The organism is Shewanella sp. TB7-MNA-CIBAN-0143 (assembly GCF_040310065.1).
GTDB lineage: Bacteria > Pseudomonadota > Gammaproteobacteria > Enterobacterales > Shewanellaceae > Shewanella.
This window is the reverse complement of record NZ_JBEOPL010000004.1, coordinates 203,103-229,557: the sequence shown is the minus strand read 5'-3', so window position 1 is coordinate 229,557 and position 26,455 is coordinate 203,103. Positions and strand designations below refer to the sequence as shown.

23 protein-coding genes and 1 riboswitch are annotated in these 26,455 nt (G+C 41.9%); of the genes, 22 read left to right on the top strand and 1 reads right to left on the bottom strand.

Annotated features, from left to right (window positions below; all coding sequences use genetic code 11):
- Positions 1-85 precede the first annotated feature (85 nt).
- From AAEY97_RS05250 to AAEY97_RS05170, 17 genes are all read left to right on the top strand, one after another.
- Positions 86-574 carry an acyl-CoA thioesterase gene (locus AAEY97_RS05250; RefSeq protein ID WP_011636973.1) on the top strand — a complete coding sequence of 163 codons (489 nt, stop codon included), beginning with the start codon at positions 86-88 and terminating at the stop codon, positions 572-574.
- Between the two features lie 13 nt (positions 575-587).
- Positions 588-1,463 carry an NAD(P)-dependent oxidoreductase gene (locus AAEY97_RS05245; protein WP_101086815.1) on the top strand — a complete coding sequence of 292 codons (876 nt, stop codon included), beginning with the start codon at positions 588-590 and terminating at the stop codon, positions 1,461-1,463.
- A gap of 406 nt (positions 1,464-1,869) precedes the next feature.
- Positions 1,870-2,205: a tetraheme c-type cytochrome CctA gene (cctA, locus tag AAEY97_RS05240; RefSeq protein WP_101086816.1), complete on the top strand. Its 336-nt coding sequence runs from the start codon at positions 1,870-1,872 to the stop codon at positions 2,203-2,205.
- Positions 2,206-2,716: 511 nt separating this feature from the next.
- On the top strand, positions 2,717-5,521 hold the full coding sequence (locus AAEY97_RS05235) for a nitrate reductase (RefSeq protein ID WP_350997047.1): 2,805 nt from the start codon (positions 2,717-2,719) through the stop codon (positions 5,519-5,521).
- Positions 5,521-6,405, top strand: a complete 885-nt coding sequence (gene cobA, locus AAEY97_RS05230; protein ID WP_101086818.1) for a uroporphyrinogen-III C-methyltransferase — start codon at positions 5,521-5,523, stop codon at positions 6,403-6,405. Before AAEY97_RS05235 ends, cobA begins: the two co-directional genes overlap by 1 nt.
- Positions 6,398-7,618 carry a glycosyl transferase gene (locus tag AAEY97_RS05225; RefSeq protein WP_350997044.1) on the top strand — a complete coding sequence of 407 codons (1,221 nt, stop codon included), beginning with the start codon at positions 6,398-6,400 and terminating at the stop codon, positions 7,616-7,618. The genes cobA and AAEY97_RS05225 overlap by 8 nt, the downstream gene beginning before the upstream one ends.
- Positions 7,606-8,298: an ANTAR domain-containing response regulator gene (locus tag AAEY97_RS05220; RefSeq protein ID WP_162023376.1), complete on the top strand. Its 693-nt coding sequence runs from the start codon at positions 7,606-7,608 to the stop codon at positions 8,296-8,298. The genes AAEY97_RS05225 and AAEY97_RS05220 overlap by 13 nt, the downstream gene beginning before the upstream one ends.
- Positions 8,299-8,540: 242 nt before the next feature.
- The gene (gene nirB, locus AAEY97_RS05215) at positions 8,541-11,144 is read left to right on the top strand and encodes a nitrite reductase large subunit NirB (RefSeq protein WP_350997040.1); all 2,604 of its coding nucleotides are present in this window, start codon (positions 8,541-8,543) and stop codon (positions 11,142-11,144) included.
- Entirely contained in the window at positions 11,141-11,467 is a 327-nt protein-coding gene (gene nirD / locus AAEY97_RS05210; protein ID WP_350997038.1) for a nitrite reductase small subunit NirD, read from the top strand. The genes nirB and nirD overlap by 4 nt, the downstream gene beginning before the upstream one ends.
- An 11-nt stretch (positions 11,468-11,478) precedes the next feature.
- Positions 11,479-12,945 carry a NarK family nitrate/nitrite MFS transporter gene (locus tag AAEY97_RS05205; protein ID WP_350997036.1) on the top strand — a complete coding sequence of 489 codons (1,467 nt, stop codon included), beginning with the start codon at positions 11,479-11,481 and terminating at the stop codon, positions 12,943-12,945.
- 114 nt (positions 12,946-13,059) lie between these two features.
- Complete coding sequence (locus AAEY97_RS05200) at positions 13,060-14,850, top strand: bifunctional protein-serine/threonine kinase/phosphatase (RefSeq protein ID WP_242445134.1); 1,791 nt, start codon at positions 13,060-13,062, stop codon at positions 14,848-14,850.
- A gap of 503 nt (positions 14,851-15,353) precedes the next feature.
- Positions 15,354-15,887, top strand: coding sequence for a curlin (locus tag AAEY97_RS05195; protein ID WP_192115126.1), 534 nt, complete (start codon positions 15,354-15,356; stop codon positions 15,885-15,887).
- A gap of 41 nt (positions 15,888-15,928) precedes the next feature.
- On the top strand, positions 15,929-17,473 hold the full coding sequence (locus AAEY97_RS05190) for a curlin (RefSeq protein WP_350997032.1): 1,545 nt from the start codon (positions 15,929-15,931) through the stop codon (positions 17,471-17,473).
- Positions 17,474-17,626: 153 nt separating this feature from the next.
- Entirely contained in the window at positions 17,627-18,259 is a 633-nt protein-coding gene (locus AAEY97_RS05185; protein WP_350997029.1) for a LuxR C-terminal-related transcriptional regulator, read from the top strand.
- A complete protein-coding gene (locus AAEY97_RS05180; protein WP_242445135.1) occupies positions 18,256-18,834 on the top strand; it encodes a curli production assembly/transport protein CsgE in 579 nt (192 codons plus the stop codon). The genes AAEY97_RS05185 and AAEY97_RS05180 overlap by 4 nt, the downstream gene beginning before the upstream one ends.
- 12 nt (positions 18,835-18,846) lie before the next feature.
- A complete protein-coding gene (locus tag AAEY97_RS05175; RefSeq protein WP_123776865.1) occupies positions 18,847-19,248 on the top strand; it encodes a curli assembly protein CsgF in 402 nt (133 codons plus the stop codon).
- A gap of 2 nt (positions 19,249-19,250) precedes the next feature.
- Positions 19,251-20,102, top strand: a complete 852-nt coding sequence (locus tag AAEY97_RS05170; protein WP_350997025.1) for a CsgG/HfaB family protein — start codon at positions 19,251-19,253, stop codon at positions 20,100-20,102.
- A gap of 142 nt (positions 20,103-20,244) precedes the next feature.
- On the opposite strand, the gene AAEY97_RS05165 is transcribed toward AAEY97_RS05170, so the two are convergent.
- Entirely contained in the window at positions 20,245-22,002 is a 1,758-nt protein-coding gene (locus AAEY97_RS05165) for a M61 family metallopeptidase (protein ID WP_350997022.1), read from the bottom strand.
- A gap of 203 nt (positions 22,003-22,205) precedes the next feature.
- Here AAEY97_RS05165 and hinT point away from each other — a divergent pair, with 203 nt between their 5' ends.
- The 5 genes from hinT to AAEY97_RS05140 all read left to right on the top strand — a co-directional run bounded on the left by hinT (position 22,206) and on the right by AAEY97_RS05140 (position 26,452).
- The gene (hinT, locus tag AAEY97_RS05160; protein WP_162023370.1) at positions 22,206-22,559 is read left to right on the top strand and encodes a purine nucleoside phosphoramidase; all 354 of its coding nucleotides are present in this window, start codon (positions 22,206-22,208) and stop codon (positions 22,557-22,559) included.
- On the top strand, positions 22,559-23,068 hold the full coding sequence (locus AAEY97_RS05155) for a PaaI family thioesterase (RefSeq protein WP_101086829.1): 510 nt from the start codon (positions 22,559-22,561) through the stop codon (positions 23,066-23,068). The genes hinT and AAEY97_RS05155 overlap by 1 nt, the downstream gene beginning before the upstream one ends.
- Positions 23,065-23,532 carry a PaaI family thioesterase gene (locus tag AAEY97_RS05150; protein ID WP_101086830.1) on the top strand — a complete coding sequence of 156 codons (468 nt, stop codon included), beginning with the start codon at positions 23,065-23,067 and terminating at the stop codon, positions 23,530-23,532. The genes AAEY97_RS05155 and AAEY97_RS05150 overlap by 4 nt, the downstream gene beginning before the upstream one ends.
- 37 nt (positions 23,533-23,569) lie before the next feature.
- On the top strand, positions 23,570-23,962 hold the full coding sequence (locus AAEY97_RS05145) for a YcfL family putative periplasmic lipoprotein (RefSeq protein WP_350997018.1): 393 nt from the start codon (positions 23,570-23,572) through the stop codon (positions 23,960-23,962).
- Between the two features lie 125 nt (positions 23,963-24,087).
- Positions 24,088-24,195, top strand: a riboswitch (TPP riboswitch).
- A gap of 55 nt (positions 24,196-24,250) precedes the next feature.
- Positions 24,251-26,452, top strand: coding sequence for a TonB-dependent receptor (locus tag AAEY97_RS05140; protein WP_350997015.1), 2,202 nt, complete (start codon positions 24,251-24,253; stop codon positions 26,450-26,452).
- Positions 26,453-26,455: the final 3 nt, after the last annotated feature.

Genomic DNA, 26,455 nt, shown 5'->3' with positions numbered 1-26,455 from the left:
TGTCACATTAGTATTTATCAATTCCCGCTAAATGATGATTTAGCGTAGACTGATAAGTAATGACATTTATCTAATAGGATCTATTATGGCCGGTAAAGATAGACAACTTACATTACGTTTTTTGGCCGAACCTGCAGACGTCAATTTTGGCGGTAAGGTTCACGGCGGTGCTGTAATGAAATGGATCGATTTAGCCGCTTATGCAGCTGCAGCAGGCTGGAGCGGTAAATATTGTATTACTGTGTATGCTGGTGGCATTCGATTTGTTAAGCCTATCCATGTGGGTAATATTGTTGAAGTGACTGGTAAAGTTATTTATACCGGTACAACGTCTATGCATATTGCGATTGATGTAAAGGCGGGCGATCCTAAAGAGTCTGAACGTCATCTGACGACACACTGTATCGTTATCATGGTAGCCGTTGATGATGAAGGTCATCCCACATCGGTTCCAGAGTGGATACCAGCTACTGCCGATGATGTTCGCTTACGTGATAGTGCATTGAGACTAATGGATATGCGTAAGCGTATCGGTGCCGAAATGGAAGCTCACGTTAAACCTTCAGTTGAATAAATAAGGGGAAATCATGGCCAAGGTAGCATTTATTGGTTTAGGCGTTATGGGGTTCCCGATGGCGGGACATTTGGTTAAACAGGGTCATGACGTTACTGTGTATAACCGTACAGGGGCTAAAGCGGCTCAGTGGGTTGAACAATATGGTGGTAAGAAGGCCGATACACCAAAAGATGCCGCCAAAGGCCAAGACATTGTTTTTACCTGTGTTGGTAATGATGATGACTTACGTCAGGTCGTACTAGGTGAACAAGGTGTTGTTCATGGTATGCATGCAGGTGCTATTTTGGTTGACCATACTACGGCTTCTGCTGATGTCGCGCGTGAAATTGCTGCGCACATAGAGCCACTTCAGATTGCCTTTTTAGATGCGCCTGTATCTGGTGGTCAAGCTGGTGCAGAAAATGGTGCGTTAACAGTGATGATGGGTGGCGAACAGACTCATTTTGATACCGTTAAACCTGTTATTGCGGCATACAGCCGCTGCGCTGAACTGTTAGGGCCAGTTGGTTCTGGGCAGTTGACTAAAATGGTTAATCAAATTTGTATTGCTGGTGTAGTGCAAGGTCTAGCAGAGGGACTTCATTTTGCTAAGAGTGCGGGCTTAGATGGCTTAAAAGTGATTGAAGTGATCAGCAAAGGTGCGGCACAAAGCTGGCAGATGGAAAATCGCTATCAAACTATGTGGCAAGGTCAATATGATTTTGGGTTTGCTATCGATTGGATGCGCAAAGATTTGGGTATTGCATTAGACGAAGCTCGTCGTAATGGTAGCCATTTACCGGTGGCCGCATTAGTTGATCAGTTTTATTCAGAAGTTCAAGCAATGAAAGGTAATCGCTGGGATACCTCTAGCTTACTTGCCCGCTTAGAAAAGTCGCGCAGTTAATATCATCACATATTGGTTGTAACATATTATTGCGAGAATGTAGCCTCAATATAAATTGGGGCTTTTTTATTGGCTACAAATCCACAAACATTAGCCTTTGCTTTATTAGCTGCTTTCTGATCTTAAGTTGATTTATTGACTAAAAACCATCGAGTTACATGATATAGCGCACATCTTCATCTAATTATCGCTGCTATTATTGTTTAATCTAAATTAATTTTGCTTAAAGTGGATTGATTAACTACGTTTATATTGTCAGTCAATTTGAGATTGTTTATAAATTTTTTGATAAACGGTCTATAAACAAAGTTGTTAAATAACCCTTAAGCAAAGTGTCGTGCTGCAGTGTGATGATCCGTGTCAGATAAAAGAATGCGGACACACACTAAAATTGGAGGAATGAATAGTGAGCAATAAACTACTGAGTGCATTGTTTGCGGCTGGTTTCGCGGTAATGATGATGTCTTCTGCATCATTTGCTGCTGATGAGACCCTCGCAGAGTTTCACGTTGAAATGGGTGGCTGTGAAAACTGTCACGCTGATGGCGAACCATCAAAAGATGGCGCTTATGAATTTGAACAATGTCAAAGTTGCCATGGTACACTTGCCGAAATGGATGATAACCATAAGCCGCATGATGGTATTTTAATGTGCGCAGATTGTCATGCACCACATGAAGCTAAAGTAGGCGAAATGCCAACATGTGATACATGCCACGATGATGGCCGTGTTGCTAAATAAAGTCTTTTAGTAGCTGAAAAATACCGACGTAATGTCGGTATTTTGTTTTAATATCCCAATCATTCTTTACGATCTTCCGCATAAAGTGCACTAGTCAATTGAATCAATTTGTATACAAACTTGCTCTTATTAGATGATGCAGCGAATTTTAGTCAGTCTAATAAAATATCTCACCCTCGTGTATTAATTGTTTCACCTCAACCTTTAACATGCTTTGAAGAAATTCATCATTTAACGTTAATTCGTCAAGTTAGAAAATCATGAGGCTGAGTGAAACACATATATAAAACGTTTTTACTTGCAGTAGTATACCTCTTTTTAGGTATTTAAATTCTTTTATTTTCAAGTAGATGCGCAACATAAGGGCGCAGGCTGCGCACTTTTGTTGCACAAATGTTGTTTTAAAATACCTAGGTATTTTCTATTTCTATTGTAAATCAGTAAGTTATTTTTTTGGCACATCTTTCGCAGTATTTCAATTATGTAATCGTTAATGTGAAAGGGTAGATGTATGTCAGCAATCCAATCTAGTTGTGCTTATTGTGGTGTCGGATGCGGCATTAGCGTGTCTTCAAATAAAGCGGATTGGACCGATATCGATGCTGTAGATTTAGAATTAGTCGGCGATAACATGCATCCAGCTAACTACGGTCATTTATGTGCCAAAGGCGAACGCTTACTCGACAGTTTAGCCCAACCGAATGTACTGCGTTACCCTAAACTACGATCTGGTATGCCACTTGATTGGGACCGTGCTAGCACCTTGATTGCCGATACATTTGCACAAACCATTGCTGAGCACGGCCCAGACTCTGTTGCGCTTTATCTATCAGGGCAATTACTCACTGAAGATTATTATGTAGCCAACAAGTTTGCCAAAGGCTTTTTAAAGACAGCCAACGTCGATACTAATTCACGCTTATGCATGTCGTCAGCGGTGAGTGCGATGCAACGCGCCTTTGGTGAAGATGTTGTACCTGGTTGTTACGACGACCTAGAGCAAGCTGATGTGATTGTGCTTGTAGGGGCCAATACTGCTTGGACTCATCCCGTTCTTTTTCAACGGATTTTAGCCGCAAAAAAAATCAATAATGCTCGTTTAGTGGTAATCGACCCGTTATCAACAGCCACAGCAAAACAAGCAGATTTACATTTAGCCATTAAGCCGGGCGTTGATTTAACATTATTTCATGGTTTACTCGGTTATTTAGCCGATCAAAATTGTGTCGACCATGCGTACATTGCCGCACACACAGAAGGCTTTGATACCGTGGTTTTGCAGGCGCAACAATTAAGTATTAATTTAGCCGATCTTGCCACACAAGTCGGTGTTTCAGTCACTCAGCTGACGCAATTCTATCAACTTGTAGCCAACAATAAAAAAGTACTTACGGCATCTTGTCAGGGGGTTAATCAGTCAACCATTGGCACCGATGCAACCAATGCGATGATTAATTGTCACCTCGCGTTAGGACACATCGGTCAAGCTGGTTGTGGATTCTTTTCGTTAACAGGGCAGCCCAATGCCATGGGCGGCCGTGAGGTCGGTGGGTTAGCCACTCAGTTAGCGTGTCATATGGGGTTTTCACAATCGGAGCAGCAGTTATTAGCTGATTTTTGGCAAGTTGACAGTGTTGCAGATCAAAAAGGTTTAGCAGCAGTTGAGATGTTTGATGCCCTTGCCGAAGGTAAAATCAAAGCGATTTGGATTATGGGCACCAATCCTGTGGTGTCTTTGCCCAACAGTGAAAAAATAGCACAAGCATTAGCCGATTGTCCTTTTGTGGTGGTGTCTGAAATCAGTCCTGATTCTGATACCGCCAAACTTGCCGATGTATTACTCCCAGCTCAAGGCTGGTCAGAAAAGTGCGGTACCGTCACTAATAGTGAGCGCACTATTACGCGTCAACGTGGCTTTATCACAGCCAAAGGCCAAGCTAAACCTGATTGGTGGGCGGTTAGCCAAGTCGCGAACAAAATGGGCTTTGATGGTTTTAATTTTGATGACAATGCCAGTGTATTTAGCGAGTTTGCAGCTTTATCCGCTATAGTTAAACAAGCTTTTCCGACTAAGGTGTTTGATCTCACTGGGCTAACAGATTTATCCAAAGCGCAATATGATGCACTAGCACCGACACAATGGCCCATTGCTTTGGCGACACAAATTGGTCAACAAAACGTGCGAGTTTTTAGCCAGGGAGAGTTTGCTACCGCGACGGGTAAAGCTCAGTTTGTTGCGCCTGCGGTTGTTAGTGTTCCGCAACAATCATTACCGAGTAACACCTTGTTATTAAACACTGGCCGCAGCCGAGATCAGTGGCATACCATGACTCGCACCGGACATATTGCTAGCTTACGAGCCAGTATTCCTGAGCCTGTCGTTCACCTGCATTCATCACAACTCAATGCATTGTCGTTAACCGAAGGTGGCTTGGTCCGCATTGAAGCTATTCAAAATCAAATTGAACAATACTCCACAGAGACCGCTAACCCCGACCTTTTTCCCCATGCCTCATTCACGATGGCTCGCGCTGTTGTCGATGATGACATACCGACAAATATGGCTTTGATGTCAATGCATTGGTCTGCGCAGTTTTCGCTGACCAAAGGCGTGAATCAGGCATTAGATGCTCGCGTCGACCCAATATCAAAACAACCAGGGTTTAAGTGTCAACCTGTGACATTAAGCTCTGTTGAACTGGCGCTGCAAGGGGTGGTTTTTGGTCAACACGACTCTTCTGCTCACGGGCTATGTTGGCAAGTTGCACAAACACTAGAGAACGGAGTGTGTCATCACATCGGTTTTACTGATACCGACGACGGCTTTGCGTATCAAGCGACTGTGCATTCACTTAAGTGGACTTTAACGGTAGATGGCCAGCCTTTATATATCCAATGCAATATGGATAAAGGATTACTTAAAGCATTAAAAGTCTTGTCTCATACTCAAGTCAATGTGGCCCTATATCAGATGAATGATTTTATTGGTAAGCCTGTCGATAAACAGTTAATTAAGCAGCTACATCAGCAAATAAAAGCCGGAAATAGTCCGTTAATCTGCGCTTGTACAGGGGTAACCGAAGCGAACATTAACGACGAAATCAATCAACAATTTAACGACCAAGTGATGAGTGACGGTTTAGCGAATATCAGTTTTGAGCAGGCGTTAGATAGCACCCAGTTATTACTCGGTTGCGGCCGTCAATGTGGCAGTTGTCATAGTGAAGTTAAACAGTGTGCCAAGCAAAGTTGGCAAGACGCCTTATCTTATTCCGGCATTGAAGATCAACAATCAGTAGCAGAGGACGTAGCCTAATGAATACCGTAGAAGCAATGATAAAAGGTCGTCAACCTATAAGTACTTTAGGACATGCGGCGAATGAATTACACGCGGGTGATGTGGCTATTGTCGGTGCGGGTTGTGGTCAATTAGAGTTAATGACGCTCAAGGCCGCTAGAATTGTTGCACAAGCTGAGGCGTTGGTGTTCGACAGTCTGGTCAGTAGTGACATTTTGACGTTAGTGACGCCAACTTGTCAGCGTCATTTTGTGGGTAAACGCTGTGGTCAGCCGAGTAAAAAGCAAGACGACATTAATGCCTTATTGCTGACATTAGCGCAGCAAGGATTAAAAGTGGTGCGATTAAAGGGCGGCGATCCGCATATTTTTGGTAGAGGTGCAGAAGAAGCACTTTACCTTGCACAAAATGGTATCCGTTCGCAATTTATTGCTGGTGTTACCGCGGCGTTAGGTTGTGCATCAAGTACCGGAATTCCATTAACGTATCGTGGTATGGCTCGCAGTGTTACGCTGATCACCGGCACCAAAATGACCGATGCCGATAATGCAAATGCACCTACGCAGTGGCAAGCATTATTAGCAGCGCAATCAACCTTGGTGTTTTATATGGGTAAAGAACAAGCGGCAAGCATTTCAATTGGATTACTCGATGCTCAAAGTGCCGCTAATCTGCCGGTAGCATTTGTTACCAATGGTGGAAGACCGAATCAAATTGTTACTTATGCCACAGTCGCTTCTATGGCCGATGCCGCGTTAACCATTAAAGACTCTGGGCCGACGTTAATCATCATTGGTGAAGTGGTGTCTGTTGGTCAACAGCTGAATGCTTTGCTTGCCGATATTGATGTCGCTGCAACACAAACCTCATTTGAATATGGGCGTGAGGCTTTATATGCCTAAAATTGGTGAGTTAACGCTGACATCCGTGGATGAGTTTGACTTTCGTTTGCTGATAAAAGCATTAGGTAAGGGCGAAAAAGGCTCACGTGCATTAACGTTTGATGAGGCATGTTTGCTGCTTGAAGGTTTTGCCAAAGGAAAAGTATCGCGTGTGCAAATGGCCAGTGCCATGATGCTCATGCGCGTGCGCGGTGAAACGACTGAAGAAATAGCAGGGATGGTGGCGGGCTTACGTCGCACTGTCGATAAAGGTTGGCATTCGCTGGCAGTAGATATCGATTGGCCAGTATATGCGGGCAAGCGCGAGCAGTTACCTTGGCTTCTACTCGTTGCTAAGTTATTAGCGAAACAAGGTGTTCGGGTGATGTTACACGGTGACAGCCAAGCGTTACCTCATCGCCGTCATGTTGAATCATGTTTAGCATCACTTAATATTGCGTGTTGTACATCATCACAAATGGCCAAAGTGGCATTGCAGTCAGATAATATTGTTTATGTCCGAGCGGGTGACTTAGCACCAGTGTTAGATGAGTGTCGTCAATTACATCAAGAATTAGGTCTACGCAGTTTGATTCAAACCGCAGCGCGTTGCATGAACCCAACTAATGCACCTATAAGCCTTCGCAGTTATTTTCACCCTGGGTTAGATACGGTACATCAAGGAATATGCGAAATTTTATTTGAGAAAAGCGAATATCACGCCGGCAGTGTGGCTATTTTTAAAGGCTTACAAGGTGAAACCGAGTGTAATCCAAGAGTGGCTACCACGATAACTGTTGTCAACGGACAGACAGATAATATAGCGGTATCGAGCTTATCTATCCCTACGTTATTAGAAGGCTTTTCTGGTGCAAAAGTGGGTCAAGCTGAATTATCTAGCGACATTCTTGCGCTGTTATGGCGCGAAAAAGAGCCTTTTTCTGCTGATGCGCTGACATCATTAATGTCGCGCACCATGATTGAGCAGGCGCTTAGCAGTATGACGGCAACGTTGGCTGCAGTATTGTTATTACTTAACCACAAATTAAATACAGCGATTATTCCACAGGAATCAATTTCACCAGAATCCATTTCACACAAATCAAATTCACAAAAGATTATGGCAGCGGAGCAAGCCGTTTACTTGAGTCAACAATGTTGGGCAAACCGCTTCAGTTCAACAGACAATCCATTAGCCAAATGGCTGAACGAGGAGTGGTTATGCGCAGTTTAATTTTTTGTGACCTGAGTTTTTCAGCTGTGCCAGTGGTCGATTGTGAAGTTGTAAAGTACCAAGCTTGTTTGGCAGCGTTTGGACATGTCACGGTGTTAACTTCTGTGAGCCAAATTGAGCAACGATTACATCAACAAACATTTGATACCTTGTTGATATTAACCGATACATTGCACGCTCAAATCCAAGGACTTATTCAGCGTACATTAACCAGTAAGCCAATGGTGATAGTTGTCAATGCCAAAACATGGCAGCAGACAGCATTAACCGAGTTACTTGATTGCGGTCGCATCACTTTTATTCCTGAGATGTTAAGTGTTAATCGTTTAACCAGTGTCATTAGTTTGGCCCAAGCACGTTTTAATGCTGCGAGTAAAACACTCGCCGAATTTAAGAAACTGGATGATGAAATCCGCAGTATAAAACTACTTAGTCAGGCCAAGCTTATCGTTATGCAGCAAGGGTTCGATGAAACCAAAGCGCACCAGATTATTCAACAACAAGCGATGCAAAAAGGTTTGTCATTAGCTCAAATGTCAGCGCAAATTATTGCTATTGTGACTCAGCATCATGGTAAGTCAAAATCACTAAACACCGCAGTGAACAACGATGGTGCGCCTCACTTTGGTGCGGTTGTGACCAAGATGGACAACAGTAGAGCATTTAGTAAAGGCTGTTGATTTTTTAAGGCTAATAAATCAATAGTTTAAGTCTTTTTTGTAGTTGGCATAGAGCCTGCAAACAATACATATAATGAATAAAGTATCAGATTGACGATAGTGTGAATGGCAGCAATTAACGGGGTCGTTTACCTCAACAATTTATTTTAAAAATTTGGATCTCAACAGGCAATGGCGCCAACTCCTTAAGCGGAGTTGGCGCCATTTTGCTTTTTACGGTCCAAGGCATGAAGGAGTTGGATATGGCAGTCTCAAAACCCAAGTTAGTGGTCGTTGGTAATGGCATGGTTGGTCATCATTTTATTGAGCAAGTGTGCAGTTTAGGTCTCAATAAAACGTTTGATGTGCACGTGTTTGGTGAAGAGCCGCGTCCAGCTTATGACCGAGTGCAGCTGTCAAAATATTTCGAGACCGGTAGCGCCGATCCACTGATGTTAACCAGCGCGCAAGATTATCAAGATTGGGGCATTACGCTTCACTTAAACACACCTATTACGGCAATTGATATTGCCGCCAAAACGGTGACTAGCGCGCAAGGTGATCATTATTCTTATACCCGCTTAGTGCTTGCAACGGGATCATTTCCATTTGTGCCACCGATACAAGGTAACGATCGTGCTCAATGCTTAGTGTATCGCACCATTGAAGATCTTGAATCGATTCAGGCCGCAGCTCAAAACAGTCAAGTTGGGGTGGTTGTTGGTGGTGGACTATTAGGTTTAGAAGCCGCCAATGCCATGATGCAGCTCGGGGTAAAAACACACGTTGTTGAGTTTGCACCACAATTGATGCCCGTTCAGCTAAATGATAAAGCGGGTGAATTACTGTGCAGTAAAATTGAACAGCTCGGCGTGAGTGTACATACTTCAAAAGCCACCACTGCGATTATTGACGGTGAAACGGCAATGCACCGAATGACCTTTAATGATGAGTCTTATCTTGAAACTGACATGATTGTGTTTTCTGCCGGTATTCGTCCACAAGATTCATTAGCTCGAGTTTCAAATATCTGTATCGGTGAACGTGGCGGCATTGAAATTGACGATTACTGTTTAACCTCAGCGCCCGATGTTTATGCCATCGGTGAGTGTGCGTTATGGCAACAAAAAATATTTGGTTTAGTTGCACCTGGTTACCAAATGGCCCGAGTGGTCGCTTCGCATATTGCTTCATTAACATCTAATAGCGTGTCGCAGTCATTTACCGGCGCAGACATGAGTACCAAACTTAAATTATTGGGTGTTGATGTGGCCGCTATTGGTGCTAGCCGTGGTTTTGATAACGCACAGTTTGTTGAGTTATCTGATAACCAAGCGGGTATTTATAAAAAATTATGGTTAGACGAAACCGGTAAATTTTTAAAAGGTGCAGTGCTGATTGGTGATAACAGCGATTACAGCCGCTTGCTCGATAGCTATTTGTCTCAAGACGAGATTGAAGGTTCCGCAGTTGAGTTATTGCTAGCCGGTGCAGAAAACGAAGCCGATTTAAAAGACACTTCTATAGTGTGTTCTTGTCATCAAGTAACCAAGGGCGACATTGTTGAGGCCGTGACCGCCGGCAACCATAAAATAGCTGAGATTAAAGCATGTACTCGTGCGGCATCGGGTTGTGGTGGTTGTGCGCCGTTAGTTCAAAAAATTATTGATCAAACCTTACAAGCTGCAGGACTCGATTTTAATGCCGGAATTTGCGCCCATTTTGATCATGACCGACAAGCCTTGTATCACTTATGCCAAGTCGAAGGCATTAATGATTTTAATACCTTAATCACTCAGCATGGAAAACCTTCAGCTAGTGGTCATACATATGGCTGTGATATTTGTAAACCTGCCGCCGCGTCCATATTTGCTAGCTTACAAAACCAATATGTGTTGAATCAAGATAGCAGTCATGTGCAACTGCAAGACACCAATGATGCTTACTTAGGCAACATCCAAAAAGACGGCACTTACTCTATTGTGCCGCGAGTCGCTGGTGGTGAAATTACCCCAACTAAGCTGATAGCCATGGGCCAAATTGCCCAAGAATATGACCTCTATACCAAAATAACCGGTGGCCAACGTATTGATATGTTTGGCGCAACGTTATCGCAGCTACCCGAAATTTGGAAAAAACTCATTGATGCTGGTTTTGAAACAGGCCATGCCTACGGTAAATCATTGCGCACGGTAAAATCCTGTGTTGGCAGCACCTGGTGTCGTTACGGGGTGCAAGACGCCGTTGGTTTCGCGATTGATTTAGAAAACCGTTACAAGGGCTTACGCAGTCCACATAAATTAAAATTTGCTGTTTCTGGATGTACTCGTGAATGTGCTGAAGCACAAAGCAAAGATATTGGCATTATCGCAACCGACAAAGGTTGGAACTTGTATGTTGCTGGCAATGGCGGTATGCGCCCCCGTCATGGTGATTTGTTTGCCACTGATTTATCCACTGAAGATCTCTATAAATATATCGATCGCATTTTGATGTTCTATGTCAAAACTGCAGACAAATTACAACGAACCTCGACTTGGATGGATTCATTAGAAGGTGGTCTAGCGTATTTAAAATCAGTTGTTATTGACGATGCGTTGGGGATTAACTCGACCTTAGAGCAGCAGATGGACCATATTGCCGCGACATACCAATGTGAGTGGAAAACCAGCCTTGAACAACCGGCCTTTTTGGCGCGCTTTAATGAGTTTGTTAATCCAAATGATGCGCCAGAAGCAGATACCAGTGCTTACCAACGAATTCGTGAGCAACGTTTCCCGAGTGTTAAAGACGCAGGGGCAGGAACGATAGCTATTAACGATATTACAGACGATGCAGCACAACTCGCTGTGGAGGAATTAGCATGATTTGGGTCAATGTGTGTAGCGAAGCAAGCATGCCAAAAGGCACCGGAATAGCGGCTTGGGTAGCAGGACGTGCGGTTGCCATTTTCAATTTAGGGGATGACGGTTTATTTGCCCTTGATAATATAGATCCTGCCAGTGGTGTGAGTTTATTGTCCCGAGGACTTATTTGTGAAATCGATGGTGAGCTTTGTGTTGCTTCGCCGCTTTATAAACAACATTACCGCTTGGATAGCGGACGTTGTATTGAAAATGTTGATTTAGTGGTTAAACCATTCGAAATTAAAACTGAACAAGGCAATGTTTTTGTCTTGGCTCAGTCATAAAGGGGTGCAATATGAGTGCTGAAAAATTTAATATTTTCTGTTTCCACGGCAAGATGAAAATCATGCATTTAAGTTGGATGGCGTTTTTTATCACCTTTGTTGTGTGGTTTAACGCAGCGCCACTTGTTAGCGTAATCGCCGACAGTTTAGGGCTGACTAAATCACAAATTAAGACCTTGTTGATCCTCAATGTGGCATTAACAATCCCGGCGCGGATTATCATTGGTATGGTAACCGACAAATATGGTCCAAGGATCACCTATTCTGCCTTATTGGGTATCTGTTCAATCCCTTGTTTTATGTTTGCGGTAGCCGACACTTTTGAGCAGTTAGCCTTAGCCCGATTTCTGATTGGCTTTATTGGTGCTGGTTTTGTGGTTGGTATCCGTATGGTGAGTGAATGGTTTCCGGCAAAAGAGTTAGGTACAGCAGAAGGCATTTATGGCGGATGGGGTAACTTTGGTTCAGCTGCAGCAGCCTTTACGTTACCTGCCGTTGCACTTGCTTTTGGTGGCACAGACGGATGGCGTTATGCCATTGGCATTACCGGCTTAATGAGTTTGTTGTTTGCATTTGTTTATTACTTCAATGTGACCGATACCCCAAAAGGTTCGACTTACTTTAAGCCCAAAAAGGGAGGCGGCTTAGAAGTGACCAGTAAAAGTGACTATGTGTTACTGATCATTATGAAGGTGCCAATGTATGCCACGCTAGCGCTGTTAGGTTGGAAACTGTCTCCAGCAGGTGTGAGTATGTTTACTCAAGATGCAACCTACCTTATTTATCTTGGGTTGGTGGTGGTGTTTTTGTTCGATTTTTACCAAACGTACCAAGTGAACAAGCACTTGTTTTCAATGGAAGTGCCTGAGTTTGAACGCTATCAGTTTAAGCAAGTTGCTGTATTGAATGTGCTGTATTTCACTACATTTGGCTCTGAGCTTGCCGTGGTATCTATGTTGCCATTATTTTTTGCAGAAACGTTCGAGCTTGGCATGGCACAAGCGGGTATGTTGGCATCAAGCTATGCCTTTATGAATTTAATGTCTCGTCCTGGCGGTGGCTGGTTAAGTGATAAGTTTGGTCGTAAAACCACCTTGTTAATATTAACTGCAGGGTTAGCGATTGGTTATTTGTCGGTAGCACAAATCGACTCGTCATGGTCATTACCTTTGGCTGTCGCAGTCGTTATGGCATGTTCATTCTTTGTTCAAGGTGGCGAAGGGGCTGTGTTTGCTGCTGTGCCGCTGATTAAGCGTCGCTTAACAGGGCAAATAGCGGGTATGACAGGGGCTTATGGTAACGTCGGTGCAGTGTTTTTCTTAACCGTATATTCTATCGTATCCACTCAAATTTTCTTTTATGTGATTGCGATAAGTGCCGTATTTGGTTTTGTGACATTATTTTTTATGAAAGAACCCAAAGGTCATATTGCTGAAGTAAACGATCAAGGCGAAGTCACTTTAATCAGCGTAAGTTAGTGCTCGAGTAAAGTAGCCAGAGCAACATTGTGCCATAAAACTCAAATTGTTTATGTTTAAGCAATTTGAGTTTTTATATTGATAAAACAGCTTAATCTTAGAGTGAGAGGTTTTATGGCTTCAGAGTCATTAGAACAAACGATGGATAGTGTAGATGCCATGCTTCCTTTTGCTGCAACTTTGCAGCTTGTTGTAGGCCAAGCTTCTGAAAAAGGACGTAAACTGCAAAATGAAGATGCCATAGGTATTCGTATTCCTTCAGGGATACCACTTACGTCGAAAGGTGTTGTTAGTGTTATCAGTGATGGTGTCAGTACCGCTGAAGGTGGGGCTCATGCGTCTGCCATTAGTGTCAGTAATTTTCTTGCGGATTATTATTCGACCCCAGAAACTTGGAGTGTGCAAACATCGAGTACCAAAGTATTAACAGCATTAAACCGTTGGCTGTATGGATTGGGGCAAGACTATCGCGATGCCAGACGCGGCTTTGTATGTACCTTTAGTGCATTGGTATTTAAGTCTTGTTCAGTGCACATGTTGCATGTGGGCGATTCACGTATTTATCGTTTTCGCCGAGGCGAATTACTGCAATTAACTCATGATCACAGTACTAATATTAACTCATCAAACCAATATCTTACTCGTGCATTGGGGATGGATGTTAAATTAGATGTTGACTATAAAACCTTGTCAGTTGAAGTTGACGACCTCTATTTACTGACAACGGATGGAGTTCATGACGTACTCACTGAATTTGAAATACACCGAAAGTTGACGGCTCTTTGTCAGCAACATCCAACGCTTAGCGATGATTTGTGTGAACAATTCTGCTTAGCGTTGAATAAAAAGGCGTTCGATTTAGGCAGTAAAGATAATCTCAGTGCGCAGTTATTAAGTGTCAGACAATTACCTAAACAAGCTATCGATGATGTGTACCAAAGCTTGTCGCGTCAACCATTCCCCCCCCCACTTAGCGTTGGAATGAAACTTGATGGATATCAGGTAACTCATATACTTCATCAATCACAACGCAGCCAAGTGTATAGAGTCGTCAATGGGCAAAACCAAGTCTTTTGCATGAAAACACCTTCCGTCAATTACATAGATGATGCCGCTTACATAGAGCGCTTTATGTTAGAGAGCTGGGTAGGGCAGCGTATTAGCAGTGCTCATGTCGTTAAGGTTGTAGAGCAACATAACATAAAGTCCGCTTTGTATTATGTCACCGAGTTTTTATCGGGGATAAGCTTAGGTGAATGGTTAACTCAACATAAAAAGGCCCCAGTAGAAGAGGTGTTACTGTTGCTAAAACAAATCGAATTAGGGATAAGAGCATTTCACCGTCGCGAAACGCTGCATCAAGATTTAAAACCGGATAATATTTTTATCACCCGAGAAGGGGTAGTTAAAATCATCGATTTTGGTTCTTGTTATATCAAAGGCGTGGCAGAAATTAGTAGTCCGTTAACTCGAGATCGTATTTTGGGTACGGCTGATTACACCGCCCCTGAAGTTATACTGGGTTATAAGGCCGATGGTCGTGCCGATTTATTTTCGCTTGCAGTGATTGCTTTTGAGATGTTGGCTGGGCAATTGCCTTTTAAAGGCAAACTCGAGAAATGCCGAACGCGGCAGGATTATCAACGTTTAGAATATATTAGTGTACATAAATTAAACCCAATGGTGCCAGAGTGGATTGACGTAGCATTAAAAAAAGCACTCAATGTTGAACCTAATTTACGCCAAGCGGATACCTGTGAGCTTATTCATCAATTAACCACTGCCAAAGCGAATCACACAGTAAATGATTATGTGCCCATTATAACTCGCAACCCAGTACGTTTTTGGCAAGTGATTTCAATCGTGTTGTTTATATGTTTAGTGGCTTCTTTGCTGAATAATTGATTATGAGAGTGCGTTTTAAACATAAAGCTTACAAGTGAGTAGTAAATTAATGCGTATAAATAAATTAACTTATTAATAAACAATTATTTCGATGTGATAACTTTTCACATCGAAATAATTATTTATAACCCTATCTATATCAATAGCACTATCTATATAAATAGCGCTATTCATATCAACTATCCGCCTACATCAAAAAAATGTAAATAGCATTAATTATTTTAAAAAAACTCCATTATTTAAAAATAATTTTTTTGTCATATGTGTTGTTTTTTATTTTCAAAAAACTAACATAAAATTGATTTAGATCAATTTATTAGGTGAGCTATTGCAATTAAGTCTGGGGGTGGAATTAATATAACCTATAGGTCTATGTTGGTTTAATACTCAAGGTTGATTCGAATGTGGTATGACAGAGCCACAATATCGAAACAATGAATGTAAAAGTTATTAAGCGACATGAATAAGATGTTCTTGATGTTTAATAACCCGGGGACATGAATATGACCTTGAACAAGCGTAAACATCAATATTACCTTAATGCAACAACTGAGGTTCTAGCTATTTTTCTGTGTGTGATGTCGTTTTCTAGCCTTGGCCAACAAGACTTGAGTGATATTAATGAACTTGCCATAGGCATTAATAATACAGCCAATGTAACTCAGTTTGGTGATGCACTATCCATTAATTTAAATCAAAGCGGTTTCAATAATCAGTTTGATTCAAGTCAATTTGGCTACAACAATCAAATTTTTACTCATCAACAAGGCATATTCAATGGCGTTACTGTATTCCAGTCCGGGACGGATATTGAAGCCAGTATCTACCAATCAGGGTTTAGTAATCGAGTTATTGCCAGTCAAGCAGGAAGCAATTTGCTAATGGATGTGAGTCAAATTGGAACACACAACTTAGCAGTTATTCGTCAGACCGGAAGTGATAATACCATTATGATCCAGCAGAATGGTTATGGAAGTGCTGTTGGCGTTATTCAATGGGGAACAATGCAAAACGTTAGCGTGACTCAGAGTAATTAATTTGAGTTATTTATTTCAACCAAATGAAGGGAAATACAAAGATGAAATATTCTAAATTAGCTTTATTAATCTCAGCAGCTTTATTGACCTCTGCTGGTGCGTATGCAAGCAGTAACGAAGCCGATGTTAGTCAAGAGGGAGAGCTAAATACCGCGGTGGTTGTTCAACAAAGCAATAGTGTTGCTAATAATGCAACTATTGAGCAGCTCGGTAATAATAATCTTTCAACTATTTTACAGGCAGAAACGGCAAACTCCCAAGCTTCATCAAATCAGGAGGGAAATGATAATACATCTTTGATTGACCAACATAATGCAACAAGTACAGCTAGTGCCTTTGTAAAATCAGTTGGTGACCGTAACGAAGCAGATATAACACAAGAATTTTCTAATGGTGAAAATGCGCAAGCAACTGTTAATCAAATGGGCAACGGTAACTTAGCAACCATCACTCAAAATGATGGTGATGGTGCACAGTCTACGGTTAATCAAACTGGAAGTGAGGATACTGCTGAAGTTTATAATCATTGGTCAGATTATGCAGATGCAACCATTAATCAATCCGGCAACTCTAACAATAATGCTTATATTCAACAGGAAGCGTCAGATGCTGCAAGTGCGTCGTTAACCCAAATTGGTTCAAACAACGATGGTGATATATTGCAAAATAACCAGAATTATGGCGGCTCAGGTAGCGATGATACGGTCGCAACATTAGAGCAGATAGGTAATGGTAACATAGGTTTAGTTGAGCAAGCAGGTTTGTCTAACATGGCTGATGTATATCAAAATGGTGAATCTCATGATGCACATGTGACACAAAATGGCGGTAATCATGAAGCTCAAGTTAACCAATATGGTTTAAATCAAGTCGCAACGGTAATGCAAATGGACTTTGAGCATGTTGCAACCGTCAATCAGTCCAATGTAGGCAACACTGCGACAGTGACTCAAAGTTCTTTAACTCTTGGGAATGGCAACGGTAACGGTAATTCAGGTTCTGGTAATAGTGCGACTGTAGACCAAGAGGGTATGGATGATACCGCTACGGTTGCGCAAGCGGGTTTCGCAAACGAAGCCGTAGTGTTTCAAGGGGAGTACAGTTTTGATAACACAATTACAATCACCCAGTCGGGTCATCATAACTATGCAGGTGCATCAACTGACGATGGCGGATTAAGTACCGTTACAGTAAATCAAACTGGGCATCATAATGAAGTTAATAGCAAACCCAATGGCAGCAACTTTTATGGTGAAGGGATCGGTGCTGGAACGTGGGGGGCCGATAATGTCGTTATGGTTGATCAAGATGGCCATCATAACAAGGCCTATGCTGATGCTGCTGATTTGTCATCAGTTATTGATATAGACCAGTCTGGACATCATAACGAAGCATATGCTGAATCTGAATGGGGCGAAGCTAACGAAATTGTTATCGATCAAACTGGTGGCAATCATTTAGCTGATGTATATGTCTCTGGTGATGGCAGCAATGTGGTTTATGTTACCCAAACCGATATGAATAACTCAGCAGTTGTAAGCAGCATAGGGTTTGGTAATACAGTGACGATTACTCAAGGTATGTAGTACTAAAGTATAATGAAGGGTGTGTAAGCACCCTTTTGACTAATTGTTATGCAGTAATCCACTTGCTAAACTTATAGATGTTGATATGGACTTAATATCAATATGATAGTTTCTTTATACCACAGTTTATTCATACCACATGGAGTGTTAGGAATGTTTAAAGTTGAAAATTGGATGATCGTATCGCGTTCACAATTACTAATCGATTTACTCGATTCACGCTGGCCACAAGAGTTTCTGGTTAAATTAACTAAGGCTCAGCCAGGTAATATGTCTAAGTTACTTTCCACACAAACCAACTCAATAGTGGTTTTCGATTTAGCAACGATTGATCTTCAGCAAGCATATCAATTACAGCGTGTTATTGAACGTGAATATTGTGGTGTTCGTACCGTTTTTCTAAATTTCCCCAAACAAGTTGATGCAAAATTTTTAATTCATCCATCGACCACAACGGGTGTCTTCTATACCAATGCTAATTTAGCTGATGTTAGTAGCGGCTTAAATGAAATACTCAAAGGCCGTAGTGTCATCCCCCAAGATCTCTATCAATCGTTAATGAGTATTAACCATGACGATGACAGTGAGCAACTGACCATTCGTGAACGTGAGGTATTACAAACGTTATTGTCTGGTAGTACTAATCTCGATATCGCTAATCAACTATTTGTCAGTGAATCTACCATTAAAACGCATCTCTATCGTGCGTTTCGAAAAATTGGTGTGTCTAGTCGTGGTCAAGCCATTGCTTGGGCACAAACTCACATGCATGAGGTGAGAGTGTGAAATATCCATCAGTGATACTCATTTGCTTGATTGCTAGTCAAGCCGTTTTATTAAGTGATGCTATCGCTGATGATCGTAAAGATGTTGACGTTAATGTTCCAGAATTTACAAAAGCTAACATTGCCCCCACCACAGATGAAGTTATTCCAGAATCCACGGCCTCAAAAGCTCAAGAGAATTTATTGCAGTCAATTGAACCTGTAGCGAGTGTCAGTGATGCAAAGCCTAAGCGTGAAGCTGATTTAATTGACGGATTAATCTTAAATAGAGCCATGACAAGATTTGGCCACCGTTTTTATCGAGAATTTGTTAGCGCTTATCGTGATATCAATGGCATGAGCAACCACTCGGGGCTCACTGTTGTAGAACAAGCCACTGCAAGAAGTGGTAGTAAAATTTTAGTGTTGCATAATCGCAAGCCGGTTTTTGTGACGTTTTTATCCCCAGCATCGCGAAATATTGATGCACAAGCGAACATGGCAGCAAAGCGGGTCAATGCTTCCCTGTTGCAATATCAACAACAGGTAAGATGGGCGGCATTTTCAGACCCCGATCTTGCTCCTGATGAGTTTTAGTAGGGAATGTATATGAAAAAATTATTACTAATTTTATCAATAACATCATTTAGTTTTCCCTTAGCCGCGACGCAACTGGTATATACCCCAGTTAACCCTGCGTTTGGGGGCAGTTACCTTAATGGTAGTTATTTATTGGCAAATGCGTCAGCGCAAAATGAACATCAAGGTGGTTCCTCCTATGTTGCCCCTACTGCGCTGGACAGGCTTGCTAGTTCATTACAGTCACGCTTAATGAGCCAACTGTTTAATGATGCGGCAAATGGTGGTGAAGGTTATTTAAAAACCGATGACTTTGAGATAAATGTGGTCAATGAAGATGGATCGTTACTGGTTCACATTACTGATTTATTAACCGGCGAGACGACCATCATCGAAGTTGGTGGTATTGTCGGCGCATCAACAGGGGGCTAATCATGAAAAGACTACTGCTTAGCTTATTTATTCTATCTTTGAGCGCGTGTTCTTCGATAGAAAGTGAATTCGACGGTATTGAAGCTACCACGAGTTTAATGCCAAAGGGCGAGACTTATTACGATTTAGTCAGTTTACCATCCCCCCAAGGAAGTATGGTGGCTGCAGTGTATGATTTCCGTGATCAAACGGGCCAATACAAGCCGATACCTTCGAGTAACTTTTCAACTGCAGTACCTCAGTCTGGAACGGCTTTCTTAGCTCAGGCGCTCAATGATTCTGCTTGGTTTGTGCCTGTTGAGCGTGAAGGGTTACAAAATTTACTGACAGAACGAAAAATTGTTCGTGCAGGACTCAATGGTGATGCCAGTAAGTTGCCACAATTAAACAGTGCCCAAATTCTTATGGAAGGTGGCATAGTGGCTTACGATACCAATATTAAAACCGGTGGCGCAGGTGCTCGTTATTTGGGGATCGGCGTATCGGGTCAATACCGTGTCGATAGTATAACGGTTAATTTACGCGCGGTTGATATCCGTACCGGTCGATTATTAAGCAGTGTAACAACCACTAAGGCCGTTATTTCAAAAGAAATTACTGCTGGTGTATTTAAATTTATTGATGCGCAAGAATTATTAGAGTCAGAGGCGGGTTATACCTCAAATGAACCTGTGAGTTTGTGTATTGCCGCGGCAATAGAAAGTGCGGTCGTACATATGATTGCCGACGGTATTTGGAAACGAGCTTGGAATTTACTTGATGCAGCATCTGGAGTAAAAAACCCAACATTACAAAAATACTGGTTAGAAGCACATACTGAAAATCAAGTATTAGAACGGATTAAGCAAAGCTAGTCGTATTGGTACATTTGTATAGTAATAGAGAATATTTATAAAAAAGGATATCAAATTGATATCCTTTTTTAATTCAAATTTGCGATTAATATTGATGGCACTCAGTAAATCAATTTTCAAACTTGATAATCGTTTCTTAGTCTTAACCAAGCCACAATTGTGTTTTAGTCGCATCAATGATGCTAAGCGAAATCGTGTCTAAAGCCGCTTCACTGATCGTTAATGTTCCTTGCATCAATTCATCACGTCTAAACCAATGCAAAGTGATTTGTTCGCCAAGGGTTCGACTTTGCAGTTGCTGTTCAAATTGACTGGTTACTTGCAAGTGGTCTGCTGCAATCAATAAATCACCCGCACTTAATCCCGCTTGATGTGCTGGACTGTGTTGGCTAACCGTTAGAATTTTTAACCCTAATGATTCCGCTTTTGTTTTTGCGCCAAAACCAATGTTATAACCTGTAGCTCCAGCACCACCCAAATCAGTTACACCTTCACTGGCCCGTAAACTCATATTCACGCCCACTTGAGCCAGTAATTCTTTTAGTGGCAAATCGTCTGTGTTGTCGAGATAAGTAAATATATCGTCACAAGGGCGATTTAATAGCGCTTCAACAATCTGTTGATGGCTTGACGATTCAGTACCTACACCCGTTAAACCATATTGTTGCCAAAGTGTACGCATAACATCATCAAGGCTGTATTTACCTTGGGTTTCAATACGGATAGTTAAGTCTACATACAAGGCAAATAGTGCGCCTTTAGTGTAATAACTGACAATTGCATTAGCGGCATTTTCATCTTGCTTATAAAACTTAGTCCAAGCATTAAAACTTGATTGCTTTAAGGTTTGTTTAAAGCGACCTTCGCCTCGGTATACTCGAGTCATAATTTGACTGAGTAAAGTAAGGTAACCTTTCTCATCAATACACTGAGATTTAAAGGTAATTAAATCATCGTAATATGACGTGATACCTTCGTACGCCCACAATTGAGAAGTATAAGACTCTTGTGATAAATCAAATGGCGTAAACTCAGCAGGTTTAATCCGTTTAACGTTCCATGAGTGGAAATATTCATGGCTGCACAGTGATAAATAAGTGCGATAACCTTTATCTACTGGCGCATCGAGTGACAAAGGTAAGTCGTTGCGAGAGCACATTAACGCTGTTGATGCTTTATGTTCTAAACCGCCAAAACCATTGTCCAAAACGGTTGTCATGAACACATAACGCTTAAAGGGTGCTGGAGTGCCAAATAAATTAATTTGATATTCGCAAATCGCTTGTAAATCTTTGGCTAATCGAGCCATATTTGCTCTTTGTTTGCCACTGAGTACGATATCGTGTGGCACACCAGCAGCGAAAAAGGTTTCAATGGTCAGTTCACCCATTTCAACGGGATGGTCAATTAAGTCATCGTAGTTTTCAGCGCTAAAATCACCAAAGCTAAATTGTTCACCTGATGCTCTAGTCATGCTGGTGGCTAGCGTCCAATGAGCTAATTCTGCAAGTGCAGGTTTAGCCATGGTGACGGTATGTGGTTGAGACTCAAGACCATTAGCCGCTAGAAACACGCTACTGCCATTAAAAAAGCCATGATTAGTATCAAGGTGTGCAGTGCGAACAGACAAATCCCATGCATAAATTTGATAACACAGAGTGATATCACTGCCTTGGTTATTCAATTGCCATGTTTGTTTATCTAATTGAGTGACTGCAAGCGATTGTAGATTCTCTTTGGCATCAATTTCAATGATATTTTTGGCAAAATCGCGGATCATGTAGCTGCCAGGTAACCATGCTGGTAATGAAAAAATCTGAGATGGATTGGCGTTTTTTAGCGTAAAGGTCACTTCAAATAAATGAGCTTTTGGGTCGACCGCATGAATATGATAATGCATAAAGAATTCCGAATGAGTGGCAAGTCGCAATCAAAACGATTGAGCTATAATAACCAATGCTGCCAAAATTGACTCACTTAAGCAAACGAATCCCATTTTAGGCAAAATATTACCCATAAAAAGCGTTTTTACTGGAGTGATAGTTCAAAGAGTTGATAGTATTATCAATAGCATCAATGCAGTTATCTAATGAGGGCATCCAAATGGCCGAAGAAACCATATTTAGCAAAATTATCCGCCGTGAAATTCCAGCGGATATTTTATACCAAGATGAATTAGTCACCGCATTTCGGGATATTGCTCCGCAAGCTCCTACGCATATTCTGATTATTCCCAATCATTTAATCGCGACAGCAAATGATGTTAAAGCGTCTGATGAATTAGCATTAGGGCGGATGATAACAGTAGCGGCCAAACTTGCCGATGAAGCCGGTATTGCTGAAGATGGATATCGCTTAATCATGAATTGCAATAAGCATGGTGGTCAAGAGGTGTACCATATTCATATGCATCTTTTAGGGGGTAAACCATTAGGCCCAATGCTGAGTCGTGGATAATGAAAATTAACAGTGATTTTTTCCCGTTAACTGAAGTTGCCACCCGTTTTGTCAACCAGTTAGCTCAGTGCCGTCGTTTAGGGCTTTCAGTGCAAGAAGCCAGTGAGCATCATGTGTTAATTGAGTTACCTTACAGTCAAGATATTATTGGTTACCCCGACACCGGAGTCATTCATGGTGGGGTGATCACAACCTTGATAGATACCGCTTGTGGCACAGCCGTGGTATGCGCCATTTTGAAGAAGTACCAATCGTTAGAGTTGTCTCCAACATTGGATTTACGTGTCGACTACATGAAACCCGCAGAGCCTCATAAGTCGGTTTATGCCTTTGCTGAATGCTATCGTTTATCGTCAAGCGTTGCTTTTACCCGTGCGATAGCATATCAAGACAGTATTGATGAACCTATCGCTCACGCGGTGGGTTCTTTTATGCGAATTAGTCCAGAAATGGTCGGCGAAGAGTTTCGTCAAGTGTTAATGGGGAATTTACCGGGGGCGAAATCATGAGTGAGCCAACCCAAATAGAGACACAAAAGGGTTTAGATGTTCAAGATGTGGTTAAACGTGCCATTGAACTGAATGATTATAGTTACCTACTTGAGAAAGTACCTTACTCACAATTTATTGGCATGTCAGTGGCCCGTTTTGGTGATGAAATGGTATTTAGACTGCCGGCTAAAGATGACAACATTGGTAATCCGATTTTACCTGCAATACATGGCGGAGTGATTGCTGGGTTTATGGAAATGTCGGCAATTGTGCAATTAATGGTATTTATGCAAGCCAAGAAAGTACCTAAAATTGTTGATTTTTCAATTGATTATTTACGCGCAGGTTTACATCAAGATACCTTTGCAGAATGTAAAATTACTCGCCAAGGCCGCCGTGTGGCTAACGTCAGTATGAACTGTTGGCAAACCAACCGTAAACAATTAATAGCCACTGCCAGAGCACATTTTTTGATAGATTAAGTCAACGTTTTACATTAACAGCAAATAAGGAGATAGCATGAAAATAACGTCAATATTTGTGTTCGCATTAGCATTGTTGCTTAGCGCCTGTGCGCATAACACGGCAGGTATTTCGGTAGACTCAAGCGGACAGGTTAGAGTCGATAGCAGCTCTTTTGCCAGTGATGTCAATGTTGTGGATATTTCATCTGTCATGGTTGCTGACTTAATCAAAGCATCGGCGCTAATTCAAAGCAGATCGAGCACTGACCTACGTCTACAATATAAGTTCACTTGGTACGATGCTAGCGGATTTACAGTTGAGGATGAAGCAAGCAGTTGGAAGTCGGTTAAATTACATGGTAAACAGCAGTTGCAAGTGGGCGCGGTAGCGCCCAATACACAAGCTATTCGATTTGAGATTTATGTGCGCGAAGCTTTCTCAAATTAAGCCACGCTACAGAGAACTTGAAGAGACATGATTACTGAGATTTAATATAAAGTTAATCAATTATATTTTTGCGTTATCAAATTGTATCGCTGCTCGTGTATTCATGGTGAAGTTAGTTTATAATCGTGATCGCCAAGGGGTGTTCAGTAAAACCTGAACTGAGATGTCTGTATGACGAACCCTTAGAACCTGATCCGGCTTATACCGGCGTAGGAATGGGCCACACTATTTATGTGCACCTCTTATTCGCTACTCTTGCCGGATCTCAAAATCACTATTTGAGGTCCTATGTTCACGAAAAACTCTACTAGGTTATACCAAACACCAATCGCCTTAGCGGTAATGGTGGCATTAAGCTCGCCTGTGGTTATGGCTAAAACGGCCGATGTTGAAAATGTCACTCCCGAATATGAAAAAATGGAAGTGATTGTTGTTAATGCTGATTTTAGTAATATCAGCCTTGATAAAATGCCGTCAAGCGTGACGGTTATTGATGCCCAACAATTAGAAGACGAAGGGGCGCAACATTTTGAAGATGTGCTCAATTCTATTGCCAACTTTAACTGGTCTGGTGGCAGTTCTCGTCCTAAATATTTCCAAATTCGTGGTGTCGGTGAACAAGAACAATATCAAGGTGCACCTAACTCATCGGTTGGCTTTGTGGTCGACGACATCGACCTATCAGGCCTTGGCATGGTGTCGAGTATGTACGACATGCAGCAAGTTGAAGTCTTGCGCGGTCCACAAGGTACTCAATATGGTGCTAATGCACTAGCTGGATTAATTTACTTAAAAAGTAATGACCCTACCGAATCATTTGAACATGGCGCAAAAGTCAGTTTAGGTGATGACAATCTTCGTACTCTTTCTGGTTTTAGCTCTGGTCCACTCAATGACTCAGGTAAATTGCTCTACCGTGTATCACTAGAACAGCACAATCAAAATGGTTACCGTGACAACCTTTATCTTAACCGTGATGATACCAATGAACGTGATGAGTTAACGGCTAGGGCTAAGTTCCGTTGGTACGCTACTGACGATCTTCAAGTTGATTTAACCTTATTGCATGCCAATTTTGATAATGGTTACGATGTGTGGACATTAGATAATAATCGCAGTAATACCTTAACTGACCAACCCGGTGTTGATACACAAAAAACGACTGGAGCAGGGGTTAAGTTCATATACACGGGTATGCAAGCATTTGACTTCACATCATTAACATCATTTGCGCAAACTGATCATCATAATGGATATGATGGTGATTGGGCCAATTCGGATTATTGGGCGAGTAAAGCATGTACTGTGTATGACGACGCAGGAGCGGCCTCAGGTACTGAACCTTGTGTTTATGATTACACCTGGGACAAAAAGGGCGATCGTAAAACCTTTACCCAAGAGTTCCGTTTATCATCCAAAGATGCAGGACGCATCTTCGCCGGTAGTACCGACTGGTTATTGGGTGTATACGCGATGAATTTGAAAGAAGATAACGACTTATACTCGGAATACAACACCTGGCCAGATGAAGTGTTGCAGTCAAACTATGAGGCGACAAACTATGCCATATTTGGTCAATTAGACAGCCATTTAGGTGATGATTACTTATTGTCGACTGGGTTGCGTTTCGAGCGCCGCGATAGTGATTATAGTGACAGCAATAAAGATGACTTTGCCCCATCAGAAGATATGTGGGGCGGCCATATTGCGTTGTCAAAAGCCATTAATGCTAATCACAATGCTTATGCTCGTGTCGCCCGCGGTTATAAGGCGGGTGGTTTTAATATGACACTGCCTGCTGAATTGTCTGACAAGAAACAGTTCGACACTGAGATTTTATATAACTATGAAGTTGGCTTAAAATCGAGCTGGTTTGATGGAGAAGTGGATTCTACCTTGGCGCTATTTTATATGGACCGCCAAGACCAACAAGTTGCCGCCTCTTTACAAGACCCAGATAGCCCGCAGCGTTTTATTCTATTTACCGAAAATGCTGGCAGTTCAAGTAACTATGGCGCGGAACTCGATGCAAAATGGTATTTAACAGAAAATATTGAATTCTATGGTAGTTTCGGTTGGTTAGAAACTGAATATGGCCAATATCAATACAGTGACAAATACGGTTCTACCGTCGATTTATCTGGGCGCGACTTAGCGCATTCACCTAAATTTACTTACAGTGCTGGTATGACTTATGTTGCTGATTCTGGTTGGTTTGTAAACGTGAATGCCAGTGGTAAAAGCCAGTTTTATTATTCTGACAGCAATGAATCTCAGTCAGAAGCCTATACCATTTATAACGCCCGTTTAGGCTATGAAACGCCAACATGGTCGGCATATTTATGGGGCCGCAATTTGTTTGATGAACAATATGGTGTGCGAGGCTTTTACTTTGGCAACGAACCAGATCAAGATTGGGTCGATAAACAATATATTCGTTACGGTGATCCGCGCCAAATGGGTGTGACATTAGAAGTTCAATTTATGTAATGA

Excerpts from the sequence above, each read along its gene's own strand:
- AAEY97_RS05170 (WP_350997025.1), top strand. The coding sequence starts at position 19,251 with ATGAAAAGACTACTGCTTAGCTTATTTATTCTATCTTTGAGCGCGTGT.
- AAEY97_RS05235 (WP_350997047.1), top strand. The coding sequence starts at position 2,717 with ATGTCAGCAATCCAATCTAGTTGTGCTTATTGTGGTGTCGGATGCGGC.
- AAEY97_RS05145 (WP_350997018.1), top strand. The coding sequence starts at position 23,570 with ATGAAAATAACGTCAATATTTGTGTTCGCATTAGCATTGTTGCTTAGC.
- AAEY97_RS05220 (WP_162023376.1), top strand. The coding sequence starts at position 7,606 with ATGCGCAGTTTAATTTTTTGTGACCTGAGTTTTTCAGCTGTGCCAGTG.
- AAEY97_RS05200 (WP_242445134.1), top strand. The coding sequence starts at position 13,060 with ATGGCTTCAGAGTCATTAGAACAAACGATGGATAGTGTAGATGCCATG.
- AAEY97_RS05245 (WP_101086815.1), top strand. The coding sequence starts at position 588 with ATGGCCAAGGTAGCATTTATTGGTTTAGGCGTTATGGGGTTCCCGATG.
- AAEY97_RS05225 (WP_350997044.1), top strand. The coding sequence starts at position 6,398 with ATGCCTAAAATTGGTGAGTTAACGCTGACATCCGTGGATGAGTTTGAC.
- nirD (WP_350997038.1), top strand. The coding sequence starts at position 11,141 with ATGATTTGGGTCAATGTGTGTAGCGAAGCAAGCATGCCAAAAGGCACC.
- AAEY97_RS05140 (WP_350997015.1), top strand. The coding sequence starts at position 24,251 with ATGTTCACGAAAAACTCTACTAGGTTATACCAAACACCAATCGCCTTA.
- AAEY97_RS05175 (WP_123776865.1), top strand. The coding sequence starts at position 18,847 with ATGAAAAAATTATTACTAATTTTATCAATAACATCATTTAGTTTTCCC.
- AAEY97_RS05195 (WP_192115126.1), top strand. The coding sequence starts at position 15,354 with ATGACCTTGAACAAGCGTAAACATCAATATTACCTTAATGCAACAACT.
- AAEY97_RS05190 (WP_350997032.1), top strand. The coding sequence starts at position 15,929 with ATGAAATATTCTAAATTAGCTTTATTAATCTCAGCAGCTTTATTGACC.
- cobA (WP_101086818.1), top strand. The coding sequence starts at position 5,521 with ATGAATACCGTAGAAGCAATGATAAAAGGTCGTCAACCTATAAGTACT.
- AAEY97_RS05165 (WP_350997022.1), bottom strand. The coding sequence starts at position 22,002 with ATGCATTATCATATTCATGCGGTCGACCCAAAAGCTCATTTATTTGAA.
- AAEY97_RS05150 (WP_101086830.1), top strand. The coding sequence starts at position 23,065 with ATGAGTGAGCCAACCCAAATAGAGACACAAAAGGGTTTAGATGTTCAA.
- nirB (WP_350997040.1), top strand. The coding sequence starts at position 8,541 with ATGGCAGTCTCAAAACCCAAGTTAGTGGTCGTTGGTAATGGCATGGTT.
- hinT (WP_162023370.1), top strand. The coding sequence starts at position 22,206 with ATGGCCGAAGAAACCATATTTAGCAAAATTATCCGCCGTGAAATTCCA.
- AAEY97_RS05185 (WP_350997029.1), top strand. The coding sequence starts at position 17,627 with ATGTTTAAAGTTGAAAATTGGATGATCGTATCGCGTTCACAATTACTA.
- AAEY97_RS05205 (WP_350997036.1), top strand. The coding sequence starts at position 11,479 with ATGAGTGCTGAAAAATTTAATATTTTCTGTTTCCACGGCAAGATGAAA.
- AAEY97_RS05155 (WP_101086829.1), top strand. The coding sequence starts at position 22,559 with ATGAAAATTAACAGTGATTTTTTCCCGTTAACTGAAGTTGCCACCCGT.
- AAEY97_RS05250 (WP_011636973.1), top strand. The coding sequence starts at position 86 with ATGGCCGGTAAAGATAGACAACTTACATTACGTTTTTTGGCCGAACCT.